We start from the raw sequence: 22534 nt of genomic DNA on the forward strand, positions 1-22534 counted from the left end.
AAAGCCACGCTCGCACATTAGGGGAGGATGTGAACGCGAGCGCAGCAGGAGATGATCTGAGTCTACTTGGCAGGCTTTGCTTTGTACTTGTTTAATACGGCAGTGCGCAGCTCACTGAATTCTTCATCCGTGATCAAGCCTTCGCGCTTGGCGTCGCCCAAATCACGAAGTTCTTGCGCAAGGCTGCTACGACCGGGGTGCGGCATAGGGGCCATATGGGGCATGAACATCCCATTTTTATCGCCAAGCTTGATGACTTTTACACCCTTGGGCGCGTAGGGCAGCTCCTGCGCATCGATCAACATCTCGATATCGATGTCTTCGCCCTCGGGCATGTCATCAGCGCTGCCCACCCACCGATCTACCTCACCATTGGGGCCACGAGTTTCAATACGAACCATGCCTTCACCCGGTGCTTCACCGTCGTTTAGAAAGACTTCGACTTCTTTCTCGATGGCGTCACTGCCCAAACGCTTTACAAATACGCGATGCTCGCCCACTTCCATGGCATGGCCCTCGAACTGTGAAGCACATTGGCTCACACAATCTTCTAACGAATCAGCGGCTGGTGCGGCGGTGGTGGTCGTCTTGGCTGCAATCACACAACCCGGCAAAGCGCCCAGTAACGCAATAGCAAGCAGTGATTTCTTAAACATGGTCGGCTCCTGTACGGACGTTCTTCAATGATGTGCAGTGTACCGCCGCCGACCACCGAAGCCAGAACCTTGCGTTAAAGCGTTAACACATCGCGTTAAGACGTTTATAAACCCAGCTGAGCGCGTGCATGGGCGGCAAAGCCCGACCCCGCTTGCGCAAATAAATAGAATGCCGAGATCCCGTGATGCTCTAACTCTTCGGCTTCCTCGGGGAAGCGCACGACGGCGGCCATGTGACCGGGATAACCGAGCTCTTGAAGTAAGCGGGTCACGACCATATTTTCTTGATGGTTGGTTAGCGCCAGCATCACAAGTTTGACCTCTGACAAATCGATACGCGACCAAAAATCGGGGTCTGTGGCATCGGCGGCAATCACGCGCCGGTGGTCAGCCATGTGTTTCAGCAACTTATGATCGTTATCGTCCACACCCAAAACACCGTAGCCGTATTCCGTCGCCAAATCCTCGTAAGCGCCCGTTCCGATATTACCCATTCCCAACACAATGACTTTTACGCCCTGGGTATCTGGGTGCGATTGGCGCAGTTTAATCGACTCAAAGGACCGCAGCTTGGGCTGCCAACGTCGGTACCAGGAGTGCGCCTTGGTATTGAGCGGCGATGACAAAATAAAACTCACTGCAATGGCCAAGCTGATTGCACCACTCCATTGCGCATCGACCCAGCCCGCGCTAGCCGCGACCGCGAGCACAATTAACCCAAATTCGCTGTAGTTACCCAGCGCCATCGAGCTTAAAAACGACACGCGCGCAGGTGCATGTAGCCTGGTTAATAAAGGAAAATAGAGGAAGGGCTTTAACAGCGATAACAAGCCAATCACCACCGCAATTGCGACGATTTGCGGCTCGGGCCAGCCCGATAAACCAATAAGCAAAAAGAAGCTGACCAAGAACAAATCTTTAAACTGCATTAGGTTTCGAGACAGCTCTTTCGCCTTTTGATGTCCCGCCAAGCTCGCGGCAATAATCAGCGCACCCAAATCACCTTTAACGCCCACCATCTCGCACAAAGCTGCGCCACCCAAGGCCAAGGTAAGTCCTGCCAGGGTAAACAACTCACCGTAGCCACAATAACTCAACAAGCGCAGCATGACCGGACGCAGAGGCACCAACAAAAACAGGGCCAGTGCTTCTAAGGTCGGCACCTTACCTGCGGCGAAGGCTAAAAACACCACAGCCGCCAAATCCTGCACAATCAGAATACCCACCGCCAACTTAGCGTGCCGCGATGCGCTCTCACCTCGCTCTTGCAGCACCTGTATCACAAACACGGTACTGGAAAATGTCAGCGCAAACGCAATCACCGCGGTTGCCATCCACGATAGCGTCAACAAGCCTAAGGCCACACAAGCCGCCAACAAGGCCATAAAAAACGCCTGTGTCGCCAGCATGTGCAGTAAGGTAGTGCCCCAAACTTGGGGCTTGAGCAAATCTTTAAACTCCAGCTTCAAGCCGATGGTAAACAGCAGCAAGGTAATACCAATATCCGATAGGGTCTGCAAAAACTCACCCGCTTGGGCGTCTAATTCGTGCAAAGCAAACCCTGCCGCCAAATAGCCCAACAGCGCCGGCAAACCCAAAGCGCGCGCGCCTATTCCAAACCCAAGGGCCACCAAAATAATCAGCGGATCGAACATTGTGCTACCTAACCGAAACGAGAATGCCTACCTTAGCAGAAAGCGAGTACCACTAGGGAGAGTTAACACATGCAGCAACTTATTTTGGTTTAAGGCCCTAGACTCCGAGGTCTGGTATCAAATGAGCGCACAAACTCGTGATTTGTTTTGCGATCAGTCAGTGCGCTGCTTTGACCGAGCGCGGTTGGCGAGGCTGTCGGCGAGATTGTCTGAGCACGAGACGCTAGGCGAGTGCGAGTTTTCGAGCCGTCGCCATTAGCGCGAGGGCGCGAGCAAAATAAATCGAGAGGTGGGCGCGGATCAGTATCTCTTCAGAACCAAAGGTATAACGACCCCCTCGCCCCGGCCGAAACAAAAAAGCACGCCCGAAAGCGTGCCTTTCAGAGCAAAGAATCGCTTATTCCGCTGGCGTCACGATATCCAACAGCTCTACTTCAAAAATCAAAGTAGACGACGGACCAATTTTCGCACCCGCACCGCGGCTGCCGTACGCAAGGTCAGAGGGAATATAGAAGGTAAACTTAGAACCCACGGGCATTAACTGCAGACCCTCAGTCCAACCAGCAATGACTTGGTTTAGACCAAACTCTGCAGGCTCGCCGCGCGAATAGCTTGAGTCAAATTCTTCGCCGTCTAATAGCGTACCGCGATAGTGAACACGAACCACGTCAGTCGCCGCAGGCTTAGCGCCATCGCCCATCGATTCGACTTTGTACTGCAAGCCTGATTCGGTGGTCATGACACCTTCTTTGGTCGCATTTTCAGCCAAGAAAGCCTCACCCTCAGCGGCGTTAGCAGCACCGGCCTCGGCAGCTTCGGTTTCCATTTTGGCTTGCATACGTGCCTGGAAAGCCGCCATTTCAGCAGCAATTTCCTCGTCGGTCAGTTTTGACTCGGCGCCAGACAAAGCGTCCTGTACGCCAGCAGCAAAGGCGTCTGCATCAACTTCTAGAGATTCAGCGACCATACGCTCGCCCATGTTGTAAGCCATGCCGTAGCTAAAACGCTGTTCGGGAGTATCGAGTGCCGCGCTAGTTGCTGGAGCTTCTTCTTTTGGTTGGCAGGCGGCCAACACCACAAGGCTGCTCAGAGCCACTGACATTGCGAGTTTTTTCATGAGTTGCTTCCTTTGGTTCAATGAGTGTTGCCAAGATAAATTGGCGTTGTTGACAAGTGCGCTAGACTAACACCACACCCTAGCCCTGACCAGCCGTAGCGCGGTATTGTGAGGCAATTCGAGAGGCCAATGCTGCCCACGCAGCCTGATCAGACACCGGGAGCACGGCCAAGTTCTGTTCGATCAAGGCGCTTACGTCAACAGAGGTTGCGTGCGCGCTGATCTCACCTACCAAATGATCGGAGGCGAAGGCTGCGTACACTATCGCCTGAACTTGCTTTTCCAGCGACAGCTCAAGCGCTTGCAGGGCTTGTCGGGGGTCTTGTAAAACACCAATGCCTTTCCATCTTCGACGCAAGGCTCGCACTGGTTCAATACCTTGCTCACGGAGCTCTGCCGTGCTTTGCAAAAGACTCGCCGCGCGCTCTTCAGATAACACCACACCGTGTTCGGCAAGCCACAAGGCGGCAAGCACAAAATTGACGTCGACGCCCAGCCGATCTTGGGCTTCTAGTAGCAAAGATTGTAGCGGCTCATGCGCGTACACCTTGAGTGAGAACTGCCACAACGAATGTTCCTGCAACATGCCGTGTTTCCTATTGCCGAGGCGTGTATCATAGCGCTTTTTTTACTGTGCCGTTGGTCCATGATCATTCTTAAAGACATTAGTATTCGCCGCGGGCCAGAACTCCTGATCGAAAATGCCAACCTGACCATTAACCCAGGTCAGAAACTGGCGCTGATTGGTGCAAATGGCTGCGGCAAATCCAGCTTCTTTGCCATGCTGATTGGGCATCTTGCCGCCGACAAAGGCGATATTACCGGCATGGCCAACTTGCGGTTGGCGCATATGGCGCAAGAAGTGAGCGCAGTCGATTTGTCGGCGCACGACTACGTCTTCGCTGGGCATGAGCAGGCGTACACAACTTATCAAGCGCTTAAGAAAGCAGAACGTGACGAAGACTACGAGCAAGTCGCCAAGTTACATCAACGCTTGGATGAGCACGATTGGTATGCCGTAGAACGCGAGGCCAGCCGCTTGCTAGAAGGCTTGGGCTTCCCGCCGGAGCAACACAACAAAAAAGTGGCAGACTTTTCCGGTGGCTGGCGTATTCGGTTGAATTTGGCGCGGGCCCTGCTGACGCCGTCAGATATTTTGCTGCTGGATGAGCCCACCAACCACTTAGATTTGGACGCCACGGTTTGGCTGCAAAACTGGCTCAATCAATACCAAGGCACGATTGTGTTGATATCGCACGACCGCGATTTTATCGACGCTGTGTGCGAGCGTATCGTGCACATCGAGCACTGTGGCTTGCATGCCTACAAAGGCAACTACTCGCAATTTGAGGAACAACGCGCCGAGCGCTTGGCTCAGCAGCAAGCCATCTTTGAAAAACAAAGCAAACGAGTCGCCGAGATCGAAGCTTTCGTCGCCCGCTTTCGCTACAAAGCGACAAAAGCCAAACAGGCACAAAGCCGCCTCAAAGAACTCGAGCGCCTGCCCAAAGTGGCGGCGGTACAAGCGGAGTCGCCCTTCCAGTTCCGATTCTTAGACCCAAAAGCGGCGTCTGACCCCTTACTAAAATTGGAAAAGGCTGACATTGGCTATGGCGCGACAGCGGTGCTTAACACCGTCGAGCTGACCCTGCGTCCCGAAAGCCGCATTGGCCTTATTGGACGCAATGGCGCGGGTAAAAGTACCTTGTTAAAAGCCTTGGTTGGCGACCTTGCGCTATTGCAAGGCAAGCGCGAAACGGGCGCGCACTGTGCCATTGGTTATTTTAACCAGCATCAACTAGAAGCCCTGGATCTAAACGCCAGCCCCTTGCAGCACTTACTGCGCCTAAGACCTGATGTACGTGATCAGGACGCGCTTAACTTTTTAGGTGGCTTTGACTTTAAAGGCGAAATGGCCACCGACCCCATTGCGCCCCGCAGCGGTGGCGAAAAAGCGCGGTTAGCGCTTGCGCAAATTGTGTGGCTCGCACCGAACGTCCTCATTTTAGACGAACCCACCAACCACCTCGACTTAATGATGCGAGCTGCGCTTGAGTACGCACTGCAAAGCTTTGCCGGTGCGGTTGTGTTGGTCACCCACGACCGCCATCTATTGCGCAATTGCATCGATGAGCTCTACCTCGTCGATGCTGGTCGGGTCAAACTCTACGAACAAGATCTGGCGCACTACGAGCAATGGATACTGAGCGACAAGACCCAATCCAATATCGAAACCAACGAGCCTAAGGCTACGATTGCCGCCAATAAAAAAGCCCAGCGCCAAGATGCGGCGGCCAGACGGGCGCGCTTGCAGCCCCTGCAAAAAGCGGCGAATCAAGCAGAGGCCAAGGCCAGCAGACTCGAGGCTGAACTTGTCAGTGTGCGCGAGGCACTCGCCGATGAGAGCTTATATACCCCCGAGCGCAAGCAAGAACTGACCGATTTGGTCGCGCGAGAAGGTCGTTTAGTGCGCGACCTTGCCGCAGCGGAAGAGGCATGGTTCGAGGCACAAGAAGCCCTGGAAACCTTTGCCGCAGAAAGCGACTAGTCGTCCGGCGTCCACGATGCCTTTGACGTAATTAACCGTTCTTTTGCAGATCGAGAAAGCGCTTTAATTTGAGACTCGTACTGGCAGGCTTGGCTTCTAGAATCGCAGCCCTGCTGCCAAACGATCGCCACAGGCCGTCGAACCCGAGTGTAACGCGCACCGCCCACAATCTCGCCATTATGCTGCCTAAGACGACGCTCCGCATCCGTCGTGACACCCGTGTACAAGGTGCCATCAGCGCAATTTAAGATGTATACGATCCAACTGCTTTGTTTCATCTGTTACCGCCTAGGTACGGCATTACCATCCATAGCATGATGGCATAACTCTGAACCACGAGAACCTTGAACTCAAACACTTAGCCCCCATAAAGCCTGTGTAGGCAAAGTCAAAAAGCTTAGAGCTTCGGGGCTCACTGACCAATCCAAGCTCTAAAGTTGCTCAGGGCGCTTGTAAGCTTAAACCACAATGCTATCATCACTTTTTTTAACCTAAACGAGGAAACGTCATGAGCGACATTCTACACGTAAGCGACGCTGCGTTTGACACAGCAGTTTTAAAATCACCCGTACCGGTATTGGTGGACTTTTGGGCAGCATGGTGTGGCCCTTGCAAAATGATCGCACCCATTCTTGATGAAATCGCACCTGAGTTCGATGGCCGTTTGCAGATAGCCAAAGTCGACGTCGATGCCAACCCAGAAACGGCACCCAAATACGGCATTCGCGGTATACCCACACTCATCATCTTCAAAGACGGCGCTGTCGCCGGGACCAAAGTGGGCGCGTTATCAAAAACCCAGTTGGTTGAATTTATTAACGAAACATTGGGCTAGACCGCACAAAGCCGCAAAAAAGTAGACGCGCTCGCAAGGGCGTGCTACTTTTACCCCATTGAGCGCATCCACTGCGCTTGTATGCTCCACCTTAACCAATCTTACGCAAGCCGCAAGGCACGCATTGCTCGAGCAATGCGCAGTGCATAGTTCTAACACATCAAAACGAACCCTCTATGAATCTGACAGACCTGAAGACTAAATCCACGCAAGAACTCATCGACATCGCAAAAGAAATCGGCCTCGACAACATGGCCCGATCGCGCAAACAAGACATCATCTTCGCCATTTTAAAACGACACGCAAAAAGCGGCGAAGACATCTACGGCGATGGTGTCCTCGAAATCTTGTCAGATGGTTTTGGCTTTTTACGTTCGGCCGACAGCTCCTACCTAGCTGGCCCCGATGACATTTACGTATCACCCAGCCAAATTCGCCGCTTCAACCTGCGAACAGGCGACACAATTTCTGGCAAAATTCGCCCACCCAAAGACAGTGAGCGCTACTTTGCCCTGTTAAAGGTTGGCGATGTTAACTTCGACAAACCTGAAAACTCCAAGCACAAAATCCTCTTCGAAAACTTAACCCCCCTCTTCCCAGATCAGCGTTTAATGCTAGAGAAGGGCAATGGCAGTTCAGAAGACCTTACCGGGCGCATCATCGATTTGGTTGCCCCCATCGGCAAAGGTCAGCGGGGCTTGTTGGTGGCGCCACCCAAGGCGGGTAAAACCATCATGATGCAGAACATTGCGCAAGCGATTATCAGCAATAATCCCGAGTGCTACGTTATCGTGCTACTTATCGACGAGCGCCCAGAGGAAGTCACCGAAATGCAGCGCTCGGTGGGTGTGCGAGGCGCCGAAGTTGTTGCCTCTACCTTTGACGAGCCCCCCTCACGCCACGTGCAAGTGGCCGACATGGTCATCGAAAAGGCCAAACGTCTGGTAGAGCACAAGCGCGATGTGATCATCCTGCTGGACTCTATTACCCGTTTGGCACGCGCCTACAACACGGTAATACCGAGCTCTGGTAAAGTACTCACCGGTGGTGTCGATGCCCACGCACTGGAACGCCCCAAGCGCTTCTTTGGTGCCGCGCGTAACATCGAAGAAGGCGGCAGCCTGTCGATTATCGCCACAGCGCTAACCGAAACTGGCTCAAAAATGGATGAGGTCATCTACGAAGAGTTTAAAGGCACGGGTAACATGGAATTGCACCTTGACCGTAAGGTTGCCGAGAAACGCGTGTACCCCGCCATCAACATCCGTCGCTCTGGCACGCGCCGCGAGGAGCTGCTTACCGGTGAAGAAGAACTGCAGCGCATGTGGATTTTGCGCAAGCTTCTGCACGGAATGGAAGATCTGCCTGCGATCGAATTCTTGTTGGACAAACTCAAAGATACCAAAACCAACGACGAATTCTTTATGTCGATGAAGCGCAAGTAACCCTCCCCTTTGGGCGCCGTTAGTGCGGCGCTCATCAACACTTTCACACAGACTGCCAATAGATCACTTAAGAACGACGGCCTTAGCCGAGTGGCTGCAGCCTGTTTCGCGCGGAGCGTCACGCGACAGGACGTCGCGTGCGGAGCGTGCCACGGACGGCCTAGCAGCGTTCCGTAAGAAATTGGGTGAGACGTGAAGGCGGATCGGTAGTTGCAGGCCTAAATAGAATATCAATCCGCTTCCGCCTCGTCATTTATTTTGCTCGCGCCCTCTCGCTAATGGCGACGGCTCAAAAACTCGCACTCGTCTATCGCCTCGTGCTCAAACATTTTCGCCGACAGCCTCGCCAACCGCGCTCGGTCAAAGCAGCACACTGAGTGTTCGCAAAACAAATCACGATCCTGTGCGCTGGCTTCATTACACGATTTAACTGCATGGAGGCTTAAGTGGCTCAGCAAAGCCTAATTTGACCTCCAGTGATGACTAACGCCCAATGACTACCGCTAATTTTGTCTTAAGCTTAATCAGTCTCTTCTTCACGATTTTTAAGACGGTCGTATGGTAGCCCTGAAACTATGATGTACACTTATAAGTACAAAATTTTGTACAAGGAACTGAGCATGCGACGCATCAATCTAGAGCAAGACATTAAGCCACTGTCGGAATTTCGAGCGGGAACATCAAACTTCATTCGCCAAGTGAATGAAACGCATCGCCCCTTGCTCATCACTCAGCGCGGCAAAGGTGTCGCGGTATTACTCGACGTCTCTGAATACGAGTCAATGCGTGAGAAACTCGAAATTTTAGAAGACATCTATCTCGCGGAAAGCCAATTGGGCGCAGGTGGGGGCATCGATTCCGAGACCGCAAAATCAAAACTATTGGAGCGTCTCAAAACGTGAAAATCCAGTGGTCGCCAGTTGCCCTTGATAGAGCAAGCGAATGCGCTGCCTATATTGCGGTAGACAAGCCAGCGGCCGCAAAAGACTGGATATATGAACTTTTTGACAGCGTAGGCTTACTGGCATCAACACCCTATATGGGACGCGTTGTACCGGAACTCAACAATGCGCGCTATCGCGAAATTCTGTTCGGCAACTACCGCGTAATCTACAGCATCAAAGCCGAACACATCGAAATTCTGACCATCCGAGGCGTCAGGCAGATTTTGGCTTCAGAAAAGTTTGATTAGCACTAATCCGGCCCCGCCTTGTTATTGTTTTGCTCACGCACGCCTTCCTCTCGCTGTGTACCATGAATCAACTGATGAGCACTATCGAACTGGGCACTACTTAATCTGTCAAAAGTGTAAAGCTTAGCCGAACGGCTGCAGCCTGTTTCGCGCGGAGCGTCACGCGACAGGACGTCGCGTGCGCAGCGAGCCACGGATGGCCTTGAAGCGTTCCGCAAGAAATTGGCTGAGACGTGATGGCGGATCCTGATACCTAAGCCTCTAAAAGAATGACATCTATTCGCCACTCAGGGTGGTTCCCGCTACAATGACGTTTTGCCTTTAGAGTCACCCGCATGAGTTACAAAAACCTGCGTGAATTTATTGCCGCCCTAGAAAAAAAAGGCGATCTGGTTCGCATAAAACAGCCCATCGACCCCAATCTAGAAATGACGGAAATTGCCGATCGCACTCTGAGAAAAGGCGGGCCAGCACTGCTGTTCGAGAACCCGACGCAAGGCAAAATGCCGGTGCTTGCCAATTTGTTTGGCACGCAAGAACGCGTTGCTATGGGTATGGGCGCAGACTCGATCACGGCGCTTCGCGAGATTGGCGAAATTTTAGCCTACCTGCGCCAACCCGATCCGCCAAAGGGTTTTAGAGATGCTCTAGACAAAGCACCACTGCTGAAACAAGTGCTTAATATGGCGCCCAAGGTTGTGCGCAACGCCGAGTGTCAGCGTCATGCCAAACACGGTGACGAGGTGAATTTAGACGACCTACCGATTCAGACCTGTTGGCCTGGTGATGTGGGCCCACTGGTGACTTGGCCCTTAGTGATTACGCGAGGCCCTAATAAAGAACGCCAAAACTTAGGCATTTACAGAATGCAAAAGATTGGCCGCAATAAACTCATTCTACGCTGGTTAAGCCATCGAGGCGGCGCGCTCGATTACCGCGATTGGCAACAAAAACACCCAGGCAAACCCTACCCCGTCGCACTGGCGTTGGGCGCAGATCCGGCCACCACGCTTGGCGCGGTCACACCGGTACCCGACACCCTCTCGGAGTACGCGTTTGCGGGTTTATTGCGGGGCAGCAAAACCGAGGTGGTCGAATGCTTGTCACCCATTTGTAAAGAGCACGGCTTGCAGGTGCCTGCCTCGGCCGAGATTATTTTAGAAGGGTACTTAATGCCCGGCGAAGAGGCGGACGAAGGCCCCTTTGGTGACCATACAGGCTACTACAACGAGGTCGAACGCTTCCCCGTCTTTACGGTAGAGACCATGACCTACCGCGAAGACCCGATCTACCATAGCACCTACACCGGCCGCCCACCCGATGAGCCCGCCATTTTGGGCGTCGCCCTAAACGAAGTGTTTGTGCCGATTTTGAAAAAGCAGTTCCCCGAGATCGTAGACTTTTATCTGCCACCCGAAGGTTGTAGCTATCGCTTGGCCGTAGTGACCATGCGCAAAGAATATCCCGGACACGCCAAACGCGTGATGCTGGGCATTTGGTCGTTTTTACGGCAATTTATGTACACCAAATTTATTATCGTGACCGACGAAGATGTGAACGCGCGCAATTGGGAGGACATTATCTGGGCGATGACGACCCGAATGGACCCCAAGCGCGACAGCGTGTTTATCGAGAACACCCCCATCGACTACCTCGATTTTGCGTCACCGGTGGCGGGACTTGGATCGAAGGTCGGTTTTGATGCCACCAACAAATGGCCAGGAGAAACCGATCGCGAGTGGGGCACGACCATCACAATGTCGGACGACGTGAAGACTAGAATCGACGAAATTTGGAGCGAACTGGGCATCGACAAATAAGACGGTGGTCACAGACGCCGATCAAGCGGACTGGCTTTACGGCGCAGCGCGCTCAAACCACAAAATTGACGCCTCGCGATCGTCTATCGCCAAACACACTTTGGCTAAACACTGCGCAGTAAACGCGGATTGCTGCGCCTGATAGCTCTTTTCGAGGTGTGTTTTGGCTACACCCCAAATCGCTTGCTTGGCGGCCAATCGACCTTGCAGCAACAAGCCAGCAGCGGAGTTCGCTTCATCGCCAAGCCACACGGCAAGCTTTTTAGAAGGACTTGAAGGTAACGCCGCCGAGGGCGCATGCGCAAATTCCGCCAGCACTGTTTTTGGCCACGCTTTTTTGTAATGTGCACCCGCAAGCTCAATCGCTTGCTGTCCATGCCCCTCACGTAAAAGCGCAGAAAAAACCGCCAGCAGGATATCGTCTTGCGCCTGGTCTGATTTGGTTAAGGATTGATAGGCGGCCAACATATCTTGTGCCGCTCTGCACTCAGCCAATCGATGTTTTAGCGCAATGGTCAAACGCGCCAAACGCTCTTTGTTGGGCATAACACCTGCGGGCAAGGTCGCCAACAACCCCATAACCGCACGGTGATCGGCGAGTAAGGTTTTCACCGCGAGTTTAACGCGTTGCACAGCGACCGTGGCCTTTAGCGCTTCGGGCAACTTAGCCAAGTAATCATTAGCAACCGTATACTCGCCTTGCAAGTAGCTCAGCTGAGCGCGCAGCCATACACTAGCGCTTTGCAGATCCGAATCAGACAGGGTCAAAGCATCGAGCTGCGCCTCGGCGCGCTTTAAATCACCGTGGTCAATATCAGCCTGGATAGTGGCGAGCTTGAGCCACTCATCTTGTCGACACTTACTGGCGGAGCGAAGCGCGTCGGTAACGGCCTTGGAATCGCCCAGCACCGCTTTTTCTAATGCCTGCTCCAGCGACTCCTGGGTGCGACGCTGTTTGCGCCCCAAATGCCAGCGACCAATAGACCCGGGCGCACTGACAATAGAACGAAGTAAGCGGAAGACCACACTACTGGCAAAAATGCCGCCGGCGAGCACAATGGCAAATACCCAAACGGTGCTCTCGATACGCCACCCTTGAAAAGTCAGTAACACGTACCCGGGGTCACTGCGAACAACAAGAACTAGAGCCAAACCCAGCAGCAGGCCGATAAAGAGGTGTTGCAAGGGGCGACTCATTGCGCACCCTTGTCAGCTTGCGCTGCATCGGCTGGCAAGCCCATGTAACGCGCTAAGGCTTCCAGCGAGCGGTCGAGCGTTGGCAAATCCGCAACCAAACGCACCGTTTGTAGCTCAGCTGTACGCTGCTGCAAATACGCCATGCTCGCAGCATCAGTGATACTGTAATCCAGAAGCCATTGCTCAACTTGCTTTAGGGCCCCTAAATACAAAGTCTGGTCTCTCGCCAACAGAGCGACTTGCGCCTGCGCCAGCAATAAGCGAATGCTCTGACGCACCATGGCTGACTGCGCAGGGCTCATCCAAGTCTGGTCTTGCTCCACCCTCTGTACGCTGAAATACGCCTTCAACTTGGCTGTAAAGGATTGCCACGCCCCCAGTGCAGAGTCGGTAGACGCCTGAGGATCCGGGGTTTGGGCACCTTGGCGGCCGATTGTCGGCGTTAAAGCCGCCTCAGCCAAACGCTCGGAAATAGCCGCAATCTGAAAATACACGCCGTCGATGTCTACCGGTGCGACCAACATCAGTGCCTCGCGATCCTGAGCCAAGGCCATGCGCACCAGGCCAAGTCTTGGATCATCTAAGGCTTTTAAACTGTCGTCGACGGCATTGAGCAAACCCAGCGCCACAGTGATATCGCCACCTAAGGTCAATCGCTGATTCGCCAAACGCAGCAAATAACGCGCCTCTGCCAAACGCCAAATGCGCTGATCGGCGGCATCGAACTGACGCAAGACCTCGCGCTGAGCGGTATAGGCCTCTCGCATTGCATCCACTTCTTGCGCCAATGCCGAACGCTCGCGCTCAACAAGACTCTGTGTTTGATTAACCCTCTGCTCTGTTTGCGCGAAGGCAGATTGCCAGAGGTCCCGTTCTGCCGCAGGATCGGGCAAGCGATTAAACTGGTCTTGCAATGCGTTTACTTGATTCTGCAGGCGCGCTTCGCGCTCCAGGACTACCGGTGCATAGCGCCAAAAACCAAAACCTAAGCCAGCGCACAAGATAATCACCAACAGCAGGGCCAAACGTCCTGACCACGGGGCCTTCGCTTTAGGTACTGTGGGTGAATTAATAGCCCCGGCTGCGCTTGCACCTTGGCCAGACTGGGTCGAAGCGTCCGATACTTTGGTTGCCGTCGTTACACCAGAGGATTGCGAGTTCTCAGACTGGCCTGCCTCATCACCGGACGCCGACTCAGCAGGGTTTACGGCGGCGTCTGTGTCACTGCCATTGTGCTCGAGGTCATCACTCACCGAGACTTCAGGCAAGCTTGCCTTGCCATCGGCACTGACGGCAATAACCGGGGCACTTTCGTCTTTGGGCTTATCGGGATCACTCACGTCGAGCTCCTTTCGCGGCAAGCATAAGCGCTGCCACCATATCCTTATCTAGGGCACTGCGGGCCACGACCAAACGTAAACCGGCCGCGCTGTAGGTATCAGCCACTCGCTGCGAGGGCACGATAACAGGCACGCCTTGTAACAGGGCACTATTCCCATTTACTGTATCCAACACGTTCGCTAAGGTCTCGCCGCTTTGCGTTAGTACTGCAATCGGACTGTCTGCAAGCAGATCACACATCTGGGCTTTATGGCAAGCCTCTGGACCTAATCGGCGGTACCCTTCCCACAAACTCACGCGACTGCCCCGCTGCACCAGAGTATCCCTGAGTGTCTGGCGCCCCCCCTCACCTTTGACAACCAACACCGACCGAGGCTCCGAAAACCAGGTGTGTTGCAGTAAGCCCTCGGTAGTTAAGGCATTGGCACCATCGGCCAAGACGCCGATATCGTTCAGGGCACGGACCGTCTGTTCTCCAATACCAAAGATCTTTGCGCTCTTCGGCACAGCCTGCGCGTTAACACGTTGGGCAAACGCGGCAACCGCATTCGTGCTGATAAAAATTAAGGTATCTAACTCACTAAAATCAGGCGGAGCCACGCGTTCTAAGAACTCAATGCGCAGCATGGGTACCGAAACACCGTTAAAGCCTTCAGCCTCTAAAAGTTCTAATAAGTGCCCTGCCTGCGCGGCAGGACGAGTCACTATGACTGCCGGCTTAGGCGCCATATACCTCGGCCAATATCGCCTCGGCCCCCTGGTTTAACAGCTCATTCGCCACCTGTTGCCCTAAGACTTCGGCGTCTTCAACCTTGCCGCGAGCCTCGGCCCGCAAAATCGATGAACCATCAACAGCACCCACCAAACCTCGCAACCACAGGGTATCGCCCTCGGTCACACAAAAGGCCGCGATAGGCACTTGGCACCCGCCGTTTAGGGTTTGATTTAACGCGCGCTCAGCGGTGACCTCAGCTGCCGTTTTGGGGTGGTGCAATACCTGAATCAAGTCACGCGTTGGTTCGTCATCACTGCGCAACTCGATACCAACCGCACCCTGACCTCCGGCCGGCAAAGATTGCTCGGGCGTTAATCGGGAACGAATTCGATCTTCAAATCCCAATCGAATCAGACCCGCTGCCGCTAAAATAATCGCGTCGTACTGGCCATCGTCTAACTTCGCCAGACGCGTATTCACATTGCCACGTAAAAAGTTCACCACAAGATCAGGTCGATACGACCTCAGCTGACATTCGCGTCGCAGGCTCGAGGTGCCCACAATGGCACCTTGGGGCAGGGCATCAATCGACTCGTAAGTATTGCTCACAAAGGCATCATTTGGCGCTTCACGCTCGCAAATTGGTCCTAAACACAGCCCCTCAGGAAAGCTCATGGGCACGTCTTTCATAGAGTGCACAGCGATATCGGCACGACCCTCTAGCAGTGCTGTTTCAAGCTCTTTGACAAACAAGCCCTTGCCTCCAATTTTTGCGAGCGGCGAATCCAGCAGCTGATCCCCGCGCGAAGTCATACCCAACAGCTCAACCGCAAGCCCAGGATGCGCCATCTCTAGAGCATCTTTTACGTAATGCGCCTGCCACAGGGCTAGGGGCGATTCTCGAGTTGCGATCACAATTTTTGCCATGGGAACCTCTTTGTTAAAAACGCATGATACCAGTTAGCCCGCCATGCCAAAACATTGTTGGTGGAAACGTGAAGGCGGATCGTTAAACGCTGGCCTGAAGAAAAATATAAACCCGCGCCTGCCTCGTCATTTATTTTGCTCGCGCCCTCGCGCTAATGGCGACGGGTCAAAGCAGCGCACTGAGTGTTCGCAAAACAAATCACGAGTCCGTACGCTAGCTCCATCTCAAGATTTTACAACTCTAGGCTTAAACGATCCGATGCCACACATGTTAGGAAGGATGCGATACTGAGCCGAGCGGCTGCAGCCTGTTTCGCGCGGAACGTCACGCGACAGGACGTCGCGTGCGTAGCGTGCCACGGATGGCCTTGAAGCGATCCGCAAGAAATTGGCTGAGACGTGAAGGCGGATCGTTTAACCATTGTTAGCCAACGCGATAACGCGCAGGGCCAATAAACTGGTATACTGCGCGCCTTTATTTATGCCGATAACGCCGGAGATCAACATGGCGGAAACCAAAAATACCAGTACTTTATGGGGCGGTCGTTTCAGCGAGGGAACCGACGCCTTCGTGCAGCGCTTTACCGCCTCCGTGACCTTCGACCAGCGCATGGCTGAGGAGGACATCGAGGGCTCACTTGCACACGCCGCCATGCTAAATGCCGTGGGGGTGTTGACTGACGACGAACTGGGCCAAATTCAAACGGGTCTAGCGCAAATTAAAGGTGAGATTGCCGCGGGTGAATTCCCCTGGTCAATTGAGCTTGAAGATGTTCACATGAACATCGAAAGTCGTTTAACGCAATTGATCGGCATGGCGGGCAAAAAACTCCATACCGGGCGCTCACGCAACGATCAGGTCGCGACCGATATCCGATTGCACTTGCGCAAAAGTATTGATGTGATTGCCGCCGAAATTACGCGGCTACAAAATGGCATTATCGGCCTAGCCGCGCAACACACACTGACCATTATGCCCGGCTTTACGCACCTGCAAACCGCGCAACCGGTATCGTTTGGTCACCACTTATTGGCCTGGAACGAAATGCTCGAGCGTGACTACTCGCGCTTAATCGACTGTCGCGAACGCATGAACATGTGCCCTCTAGGCGCCGCTGCGCTTGCGGGAACGAGCTATCCGATCGATCGCCACCAAACGGCCAGTGCATTGGGATTTCGTGCTCCTACCGAAAACTCATTGGATTCGGTCTCTGACCGTGACTTCGCGGTAGAGTTTTGTGCTTTTGCGGCACTGACCATGACGCACCTATCGCGCATGTCCGAAGAGCTGGTGCTTTGGACCTCGGCACAGTTTGATTTTGTGCGCTTACCCGATCGTTTTTGCACAGGCTCATCGATCATGCCGCAAAAGAAAAACCCCGACGTACCCGAGCTGGTGCGCGGTAAAACTGGCCGCACGAATGGCCATTTAATGTCTATGCTGACGCTCATGAAAAGTCAGCCTCTGGCCTATAACAAAGATAACCAAGAAGACAAAGAACCACTGTTTGACGCCATTGACACGGTTCGTGACTCCTTGCGTGCGTTTGCCGATATGGTACCCAATATTCAACCCAACGCCGAAGCCATGCGTGCCGCGACTCTGAAAGGTTTTGCTACAGCGACCGACTTGGCCGATTACCTCGTACGCAAGGGCTTACCGTTTAGAGACGCACACGAAGTTGTGGGCTCTGCCGTGGGTCTGTGCGTCGAGCGTAAAATTGATTTAAGTGATTTAAGCCTAGAAGAGCTGCAAGGTTTTCATAGCCTTATTGAAGCTGATGTTTTCGATGCGCTGACACTGGAAGGCTCATTGAAAGCACGCGATCACATTGGCGGCACAGCACCCAACCAAGTCACCGCTGCGTGCCAGCGCGCTTTGGCGAAAGTAGCGGAGCGTGCGCTATGAAAAAGCTCCTGCTAATCATTGCCTGCGCGGGCTTGCTAAACGGCTGCGGCCAAATGGGGCCCCTCGTACCGGCTGACAACAGCGAACAGACGACTAAGGAATCGCAGTGACACTTCCTCCATTTTTTTCGTATGCAAGCTCATCGCTGAACTGCGAGAGTGTGGCGCTTAGCCAAGTTGCCGATCAGTTCGGGACTCCGAGCTATGTGTACAGTAAGGCGGCCATTACCGAAGCGATGAGCGCCTATTTAAATGCCCTGGGCGATCATCCCGGCATGATTTGCTACGCGGTTAAAGCCAACAGCAACTTAGCCGTGCTGCAATTGCTGGCGAAGCTTGGCGCGGGCTTTGATATTGTAAGCGCCGGCGAGCTCGCGCGCGTTTTAGCCGCCGGCGGACGCGCTGACAAAGTAGTGTTTTCCGGTGTCGCAAAAAAACGCGAAGAAATGGTCGCGGCCCTAGAAGCGGGCATTCACTGCTTTAACGTCGAATCGGTAGCTGAACTCGAGCTGTTGGCTGAAGTGGCGCAGGAACTTGGCAAAGAGGCGCCAGTATCATTGCGGGTCAACCCCGACGTCGACGCGAAAACACACCCTTACATCTCAACGGGCCTTGCAGAGAATAAATTCGGCATAAGCATGGAGCACGCGTACCAAGCCTATGCCTTTGTTCATGCCACCGAGGGTTTACGCGTCATTGGCATCGACTGCCACATAGGCTCGCAGCTGACCGAACTTGCGCCCTTTAAAGACGCGCTTGATCGCGTATTAGATTTGGTTGATCGCCTTCGCGAAGCCGGCATCGTGCTAGAGCACGTCGACGCCGGCGGTGGTTTAGGCGTGCGCTATAAAGACGAAACACCACCTGATATTACCGACTACGTGCGTGCCCTAAAAGGCCCACTGGCGGCGCGCGGTCTGGGCTTAATGCTCGAACCAGGTCGTTCGATCGTGGCTAACGCCGGGACCTTAATCACGCAAGTGGATTTCTTAAAGACGACCGAAAAACACAATTTTGCCCTGGTTGATGCGGCCATGAATGATCTGCTTCGCCCAGCACTGTATCAGGCGTGGATGGACATCAAGCCCCTTGAAGTCAACTCGGACGTGACTGAAAAAGCCTGGAACATTGTGGGCCCTGTGTGTGAAACCGGCGACTTTTTAGGCAAGGACCGGCGACTGGCGTTATCCGCTGGCGACCGACTAGCGGTACTCGGTGCCGGCGCGTATGGCTTCGTCATGGCGTCGAACTACAACACACGCCCTCGCGCCGCCGAAATCATGATCGATGGCGACCAAATGCACCTTGTGCGCGAACGAGAGACCGTTGCAGACTTGTTTAAACACGAGCACCTACTGTAGGAGCTGCCATGACCATTCGCTTCACCAAAATGCACGGCCTGGGTAATGACTTTTTCGTCTTAGACCTGCGCGCTCAAGATGTGGAGCTAACATCAGAACGCATTTTAGCGTGGAGCGATCGCCATCGCGGCGTCGGTTTTGATCAGCTACTTGTCTTAGAACCCGCCACACAAACAGGCGTAGATTTTAAATACCGTATATTTAACGCCGATGGCTCCGAAGTTGAACATTGCGGCAATGGAGCTCGCTGCGTGGCACGCTTTGCTCAGCGCAGCAGCGGCCAATCTGACTTTGTTTGCGAAACGGCTAGAGGTTTACTGACCCTCAGCGTACTGGATGATCAGCAGGTCAAGGTCGCTATGGGTATTCCGACATTTAAGCCCAGCGAAATTCCCTTCGTCGCCGACGATGCAGCGCTCAACTACAATCTACCTTTATACCCCGACCAAGCATCGCAAATTAAAGTGGGCGCTTTAGCGATCGGCAACCCCCATGCAGTCGTTTGGGTGAGCTCAACAGCGGCCGCCCCGGTTGAGGAGTTAGGCCCCATACTCGAGTCCCACCCTAGATTTCCAAACCGCGTGAACGTTGGCTTTGCCGAACGGGTCGACGAACACGAAATAAACCTCAGGGTGTTTGAGCGTGGTGTCGGCGAAACCGAAGCCTGTGGCACTGGCGCTTGCGCCGCAGCCATTCACGGCATGTTAACGCAAGGTCTTGTCAGTCCCGTATCTGTGCACCTACCCGGCGGCACTTTGCAAATAGATTGGCAGGGCATGGGCGAGCAGGTCATAATGACGGGGCCAGCCACCTTTGTATACGATGGCGAACTATCAGAATAAACGGACGATGTTGTGAACGAAAGCAAAGATCCAAGCACACTGAACGACAGTGCTATTGAAGCCTACTTATTAGAACACCCCGAGTTTTTTAAAGACAAAGCGGAATTATTAACCCAGCTAAGCCTGCCTCACGGCGGGCATGGCGCCGTGTCGCTAGTTGAACGCCAACAAGCAGCCCTGCGTGAACGCAATGTAGAGCTTCGCCATCAATTGAGCGATCTCACACGCATTGCAGAGGACAACGATAAACGCTTCCATTTAACCAGCGCACTGGTGCAGGATTTGATCAAAGCCGACTCCAAAGATGCCATAAAGCAAAGCTTTGAACGCCACATCAAAGACGGTTTCGGCAATGCCTATGCGGGACTCAGGTGGTTTGATTCAAGTGATGCACTCGATGCCGCCAAAGCCACGCTTGGCAGTCTGATCAATACTGGCAAACCCTTCGCTGGCGCGCTGCGTGAAGCAGAGATGCGCTTTTTGTTTGGCCCAGCTGCCATCGCGGGTTCGGCTTGTATTGTGACTCTGGGTGACAAAACTCCGGAAGGCTTGGTTGCCCTTGGCAGCAAAAGTGCTAACGATTTCGGCTCCGACACGGGTACGTTGTTTATTGAACACGTAGCGAGCGTTATCAATAGCTTAGCCACTCGATTAAGCGGCTAAGCGCATCATGTATGCAGCGCTCAAGACCTCCGAAGCTGCAGCGCAATTCATTACCTACGCGCGCGATGTCAAGCAACTCTCTGCTCACACCTTAAAACACTACCAACGTGATATCGACAGCTTTGTTGCTCAACTCGAGCCGAGCGACGCAGACAACATTCATTCGCTTAAGGAATACCACGTACGATCTTGGGCAAACAGCCTAAGACGCAAGGGCTTAGCGCCCGCCAGTATCGCTCGACATTTATCGTCGGTTCGTTCGTGGTTCCAATTTTGCGCCAAACGCTTTGGTTTAAGTCACAACCCAGCCGCAGGCGTCAGGGCACCCAAGCAAGCCCGCAAACTCCCCAAGGCTATGGATGCAGACCAAATTAATCAGTGCCTCGTTGCACCTTCAGAATCTGATCTTGATACTCGCGATCTTGCCATGGCAGAGCTTTTGTACTCCTGTGGTTTGCGATTATCGGAACTGCAATCACTAACGCTTGCACAAATCGATATTCAACAGCGCCTCGTGACGGTCACCGGTAAAGGCAACAAAACCCGCCAAATACCCATTGGCGGCGTCGCTTTAGATGCTCTGAAAAAGTGGATGCGACAACACCCTTTAGCGGGCGACTTGCAGGCCAGCACGCCCGTATTCACAACCCGCCAAGGTAAGGCGCTATCGCCTCGATCGATTCAGACACGCCTCGACCGATTGGCCAAGCACAATGCTATTCCGGTGCACGTGCACCCACACATGATGCGCCACTCTTTTGCAAGCCACCTACTCGAATCCAGTGGCGACTTACGCGCAGTGCAAGAACTATTGGGCCATAGCAATATCAGTACCACGCAAATTTATACGCACTTAGATTTTCAGCATCTGGCCAAAACCTATGACGCCGCCCACCCCCGGGCCAAACGCCAAAAAGGGAAAGCATGAGCCAAATTCAGTTAATTACCTTCGATCTTGACGACACCTTGTGGGCAGTGAAACCGGCCCTTATTCGCGCCGAACAAGAGCAGAACGATTGGCTCAAACAACATCGTCCGGGCACCGTCGAACACCACACGCATGAGAGCCTATTCGAATTTAAAAAATCGGTCTGGAAGCGTCACCCAGAACTTGCGCATCACATCAGTAAAATGCGCGAACAAAGCCTGTATGAACTTCAAATTGCCGTAGGCTACACGCCCGAAGACGCGCGAATAGGCGCAAAAGAGGCGTTCGAGGTGTTTTTGCATTTTCGACACAAGGTCGAGCTCTACGAAAACGCCCTGCGAGTCCTCGAGTTGCTGCATCCGCACTATACTTTGGGCGCCATAACCAACGGCAATGCTGACGTTTACAAAACCGACGCTGCAGAATACTTTGATTTTGCCATTCTGGCCGAAGAAGTCGGAGCCTCTAAACCGGCACCCATTGCGTTTGAAGAGGCGCTAAAACGCTCGGGCTTCCGCGCTCATCAAGCAGCCCATATCGGCGACCATTGGGAGCACGACGTACTCGGTGCTCGCAATGCAGGTTTTCATGCGATATGGCTCAACGCGAGCAATGTCGGCTGGCCACACGATTCCGAGCCGCCTTTGACCATTCAGTCGCTGGATGAATTACCCAACTTAGTCGCTTCGCTCGGGGAATTTTGAACGACGCCCGCGATAGTGCGCGCCACCAAGTTTTTGAAGAACGCATGATCGAGCTGAGCGCCTGCTGCCTGTTTCGCGCGGAACGTCACGCGACACGACGTCGCGTGCGTAGCGTGCCACGGATGGCCGTGAAGCGATCCGCAAGAAATTGGCTGAGACGTGAAGGCGGATCGTTAAACGTCCACCACTGAAACAAATACTTAAACCGCTTCTTCGCCAGTTTCGCCGGTGCGGATACGGATCACTTGCTCAAGCGGTGAAACAAAGATTTTGCCATCGCCAATTTTGCCAGTACTGGCAGATTTAAGGATTGCATCGATGGTTGCATCAACTTGCGATTCGGCAACGGCAATTTCAAGTTTCAACTTAGGCAGAAAGTCTACGACGTACTCAGCGCCGCGATACAGTTCGGTGTGCCCTCGCTGACGGCCAAAGCCTTTGACCTCCGTGACCGTTATTCCCTGAACGCCGATTTCCGAAAGAGCCAGGCGCACGTCGTCCATTTTAAACGGCTTAATAATCGCGGTGACCAATTTCATGCGGTATATCCTTGTGGGTCTTAGATAGGCATAGCCTAACACAAATTTCATCAAACCAATGAAACATGGGCTCTATAAAATCTTGTCAAAAAAAAGGGGGCCATTGGCCCCCGAAGATGCACACATAGGTGTGCCCGCAAG

At 53.5% G+C, this 22534-nt stretch carries 23 protein-coding genes; 13 read left to right on the plus strand and 10 right to left on the minus strand.

Features of this window, described 5'->3' with window-relative positions; translation table 11 throughout:
- Window positions 1–62: 62 nt before the first annotated feature.
- The 4 genes from EYZ66_RS11825 to EYZ66_RS11840 form a co-directional block, all read right to left on the minus strand.
- Entirely contained in the window at window positions 63–656 is a 594-nt protein-coding gene (locus EYZ66_RS11825) for a hypothetical protein (protein ID WP_009575201.1), read from the minus strand.
- A 104-nt stretch (window positions 657–760) separates the two neighbouring features.
- Window positions 761–2311, minus strand: coding sequence for a cation:proton antiporter family protein (locus EYZ66_RS11830; RefSeq protein ID WP_009575202.1), 1551 nt, complete (start codon window positions 2309–2311; stop codon window positions 761–763).
- 397 nt (window positions 2312–2708) lie between these two features.
- Complete coding sequence (gene bamJ, locus EYZ66_RS11835) at window positions 2709–3428, minus strand: BamJ family beta-barrel-assembly machinery protein (RefSeq protein WP_009575059.1); 720 nt, start codon at window positions 3426–3428, stop codon at window positions 2709–2711.
- A gap of 79 nt (window positions 3429–3507) precedes the next feature.
- A complete protein-coding gene (locus EYZ66_RS11840; RefSeq protein WP_009575058.1) occupies window positions 3508–4014 on the minus strand; it encodes a TIGR02444 family protein in 507 nt (168 codons plus the stop codon).
- 60 nt (window positions 4015–4074) lie between these two features.
- On the opposite strand from EYZ66_RS11840, the gene EYZ66_RS11845 reads away from it, so the two are divergent.
- Window positions 4075–5976 (plus strand): ABC-F family ATP-binding cassette domain-containing protein, encoded by a 1902-nt coding sequence (locus EYZ66_RS11845; protein ID WP_040816167.1) that lies wholly within the window; start codon window positions 4075–4077, stop codon window positions 5974–5976.
- On the opposite strand, the gene EYZ66_RS11850 is transcribed toward EYZ66_RS11845, so the two are convergent.
- Complete coding sequence (locus EYZ66_RS11850; RefSeq protein WP_009575055.1) at window positions 5973–6254, minus strand: GIY-YIG nuclease family protein; 282 nt, start codon at window positions 6252–6254, stop codon at window positions 5973–5975. The genes EYZ66_RS11845 and EYZ66_RS11850 overlap by 4 nt on opposite strands.
- Window positions 6255–6484: 230 nt before the next feature.
- On the opposite strand from EYZ66_RS11850, the gene trxA reads away from it, so the two are divergent.
- The 5 genes from trxA (at window position 6485) to ubiD (ending at window position 11268) form a co-directional block, all read left to right on the plus strand.
- Entirely contained in the window at window positions 6485–6811 is a 327-nt protein-coding gene (gene trxA, locus EYZ66_RS11855) for a thioredoxin TrxA (RefSeq protein ID WP_009575053.1), read from the plus strand.
- 176 nt (window positions 6812–6987) lie between these two features.
- Window positions 6988–8256 (plus strand): transcription termination factor Rho, encoded by a 1269-nt coding sequence (rho, locus tag EYZ66_RS11860; protein ID WP_009575051.1) that lies wholly within the window; start codon window positions 6988–6990, stop codon window positions 8254–8256.
- A gap of 620 nt (window positions 8257–8876) precedes the next feature.
- Window positions 8877–9158, plus strand: coding sequence for a type II toxin-antitoxin system Phd/YefM family antitoxin (locus tag EYZ66_RS11865; RefSeq protein WP_009577342.1), 282 nt, complete (start codon window positions 8877–8879; stop codon window positions 9156–9158).
- Complete coding sequence (locus EYZ66_RS11870) at window positions 9155–9448, plus strand: type II toxin-antitoxin system RelE/ParE family toxin (protein WP_009577343.1); 294 nt, start codon at window positions 9155–9157, stop codon at window positions 9446–9448. The genes EYZ66_RS11865 and EYZ66_RS11870 overlap by 4 nt, the downstream gene beginning before the upstream one ends.
- 335 nt (window positions 9449–9783) lie before the next feature.
- Window positions 9784–11268 carry a 4-hydroxy-3-polyprenylbenzoate decarboxylase gene (gene ubiD / locus EYZ66_RS11875; protein ID WP_009577229.1) on the plus strand — a complete coding sequence of 495 codons (1485 nt, stop codon included), beginning with the start codon at window positions 9784–9786 and terminating at the stop codon, window positions 11266–11268.
- 36 nt (window positions 11269–11304) lie between these two features.
- Here the strand turns inward: ubiD and EYZ66_RS11880 are convergent, their stop codons facing one another.
- Genes EYZ66_RS11880 through hemC form a run of 4 tightly spaced genes read right to left on the minus strand, consistent with a single transcriptional unit; the run spans window position 11305 to window position 15448 of the window.
- Window positions 11305–12465: a heme biosynthesis HemY N-terminal domain-containing protein gene (locus tag EYZ66_RS11880; RefSeq protein ID WP_009577228.1), complete on the minus strand. Its 1161-nt coding sequence runs from the start codon at window positions 12463–12465 to the stop codon at window positions 11305–11307.
- Window positions 12462–13805 carry a uroporphyrinogen-III C-methyltransferase gene (locus EYZ66_RS11885; RefSeq protein WP_009577227.1) on the minus strand — a complete coding sequence of 448 codons (1344 nt, stop codon included), beginning with the start codon at window positions 13803–13805 and terminating at the stop codon, window positions 12462–12464. The genes EYZ66_RS11880 and EYZ66_RS11885 overlap by 4 nt, the downstream gene beginning before the upstream one ends.
- On the minus strand, window positions 13798–14535 hold the full coding sequence (locus EYZ66_RS11890; protein ID WP_040817939.1) for a uroporphyrinogen-III synthase: 738 nt from the start codon (window positions 14533–14535) through the stop codon (window positions 13798–13800). Before EYZ66_RS11890 ends, EYZ66_RS11885 begins: the two co-directional genes overlap by 8 nt.
- Entirely contained in the window at window positions 14525–15448 is a 924-nt protein-coding gene (hemC, locus tag EYZ66_RS11895; protein ID WP_160195683.1) for a hydroxymethylbilane synthase, read from the minus strand. The genes EYZ66_RS11890 and hemC overlap by 11 nt, the downstream gene beginning before the upstream one ends.
- A 505-nt stretch (window positions 15449–15953) precedes the next feature.
- Between hemC and argH the strand changes: the two genes are divergently transcribed.
- From argH to EYZ66_RS11930, 7 genes are read left to right on the plus strand one after another with little or no spacing between them, the layout of a single operon-like run.
- Entirely contained in the window at window positions 15954–17357 is a 1404-nt protein-coding gene (gene argH, locus EYZ66_RS11900; RefSeq protein ID WP_009577217.1) for an argininosuccinate lyase, read from the plus strand.
- Window positions 17354–17467, plus strand: coding sequence for an LPS translocon maturation chaperone LptM (lptM, locus tag EYZ66_RS14405; protein ID WP_009577218.1), 114 nt, complete (start codon window positions 17354–17356; stop codon window positions 17465–17467). Before argH ends, lptM begins: the two co-directional genes overlap by 4 nt.
- The gene (gene lysA / locus EYZ66_RS11910; RefSeq protein WP_244948414.1) at window positions 17464–18717 is read left to right on the plus strand and encodes a diaminopimelate decarboxylase; all 1254 of its coding nucleotides are present in this window, start codon (window positions 17464–17466) and stop codon (window positions 18715–18717) included. The genes lptM and lysA overlap by 4 nt, the downstream gene beginning before the upstream one ends.
- An 8-nt stretch (window positions 18718–18725) precedes the next feature.
- On the plus strand, window positions 18726–19559 hold the full coding sequence (dapF, locus tag EYZ66_RS11915) for a diaminopimelate epimerase (protein WP_009575880.1): 834 nt from the start codon (window positions 18726–18728) through the stop codon (window positions 19557–19559).
- A gap of 12 nt (window positions 19560–19571) precedes the next feature.
- Window positions 19572–20222 (plus strand): DUF484 family protein, encoded by a 651-nt coding sequence (locus tag EYZ66_RS11920; RefSeq protein ID WP_009575881.1) that lies wholly within the window; start codon window positions 19572–19574, stop codon window positions 20220–20222.
- Window positions 20223–20229: 7 nt separating this feature from the next.
- Window positions 20230–21150 carry a tyrosine recombinase XerC gene (xerC, locus tag EYZ66_RS11925; protein ID WP_009575882.1) on the plus strand — a complete coding sequence of 307 codons (921 nt, stop codon included), beginning with the start codon at window positions 20230–20232 and terminating at the stop codon, window positions 21148–21150.
- Window positions 21147–21854 carry an HAD family hydrolase gene (locus EYZ66_RS11930; protein WP_009575883.1) on the plus strand — a complete coding sequence of 236 codons (708 nt, stop codon included), beginning with the start codon at window positions 21147–21149 and terminating at the stop codon, window positions 21852–21854. Before xerC ends, EYZ66_RS11930 begins: the two co-directional genes overlap by 4 nt.
- Window positions 21855–22054: 200 nt before the next feature.
- On the opposite strand, the gene EYZ66_RS11935 is transcribed toward EYZ66_RS11930, so the two are convergent.
- On the minus strand, window positions 22055–22393 hold the full coding sequence (locus EYZ66_RS11935; protein WP_160195684.1) for a P-II family nitrogen regulator: 339 nt from the start codon (window positions 22391–22393) through the stop codon (window positions 22055–22057).
- Window positions 22394–22534: the final 141 nt, after the last annotated feature.

Source organism: Aequoribacter fuscus, from assembly GCF_009910365.1.
GTDB lineage: Bacteria > Pseudomonadota > Gammaproteobacteria > Pseudomonadales > Halieaceae > Aequoribacter > Aequoribacter fuscus.

Bases quoted from the DNA above. Each gene is read 5' to 3' on its own strand.
- EYZ66_RS11825 (WP_009575201.1), bottom strand. From the start codon at position 656: ATGTTTAAGAAATCACTGCTTGCTATTGCGTTACTGGGCGCTTTGCCG.
- EYZ66_RS11830 (WP_009575202.1), bottom strand. From the start codon at position 2,311: ATGTTCGATCCGCTGATTATTTTGGTGGCCCTTGGGTTTGGAATAGGC.
- bamJ (WP_009575059.1), bottom strand. From the start codon at position 3,428: ATGAAAAAACTCGCAATGTCAGTGGCTCTGAGCAGCCTTGTGGTGTTG.
- EYZ66_RS11840 (WP_009575058.1), bottom strand. From the start codon at position 4,014: ATGTTGCAGGAACATTCGTTGTGGCAGTTCTCACTCAAGGTGTACGCG.
- EYZ66_RS11845 (WP_040816167.1), top strand. From the start codon at position 4,075: ATGATCATTCTTAAAGACATTAGTATTCGCCGCGGGCCAGAACTCCTG.
- EYZ66_RS11850 (WP_009575055.1), bottom strand. From the start codon at position 6,254: ATGAAACAAAGCAGTTGGATCGTATACATCTTAAATTGCGCTGATGGC.
- trxA (WP_009575053.1), top strand. From the start codon at position 6,485: ATGAGCGACATTCTACACGTAAGCGACGCTGCGTTTGACACAGCAGTT.
- rho (WP_009575051.1), top strand. From the start codon at position 6,988: ATGAATCTGACAGACCTGAAGACTAAATCCACGCAAGAACTCATCGAC.
- EYZ66_RS11865 (WP_009577342.1), top strand. From the start codon at position 8,877: ATGCGACGCATCAATCTAGAGCAAGACATTAAGCCACTGTCGGAATTT.
- ubiD (WP_009577229.1), top strand. From the start codon at position 9,784: ATGAGTTACAAAAACCTGCGTGAATTTATTGCCGCCCTAGAAAAAAAA.
- EYZ66_RS11880 (WP_009577228.1), bottom strand. From the start codon at position 12,465: ATGAGTCGCCCCTTGCAACACCTCTTTATCGGCCTGCTGCTGGGTTTG.
- EYZ66_RS11890 (WP_040817939.1), bottom strand. From the start codon at position 14,535: ATGGCGCCTAAGCCGGCAGTCATAGTGACTCGTCCTGCCGCGCAGGCA.
- hemC (WP_160195683.1), bottom strand. From the start codon at position 15,448: ATGGCAAAAATTGTGATCGCAACTCGAGAATCGCCCCTAGCCCTGTGG.
- argH (WP_009577217.1), top strand. From the start codon at position 15,954: ATGGCGGAAACCAAAAATACCAGTACTTTATGGGGCGGTCGTTTCAGC.
- lptM (WP_009577218.1), top strand. From the start codon at position 17,354: ATGAAAAAGCTCCTGCTAATCATTGCCTGCGCGGGCTTGCTAAACGGC.
- dapF (WP_009575880.1), top strand. From the start codon at position 18,726: ATGACCATTCGCTTCACCAAAATGCACGGCCTGGGTAATGACTTTTTC.
- xerC (WP_009575882.1), top strand. From the start codon at position 20,230: ATGTATGCAGCGCTCAAGACCTCCGAAGCTGCAGCGCAATTCATTACC.
- EYZ66_RS11930 (WP_009575883.1), top strand. From the start codon at position 21,147: ATGAGCCAAATTCAGTTAATTACCTTCGATCTTGACGACACCTTGTGG.
- EYZ66_RS11935 (WP_160195684.1), bottom strand. From the start codon at position 22,393: ATGAAATTGGTCACCGCGATTATTAAGCCGTTTAAAATGGACGACGTG.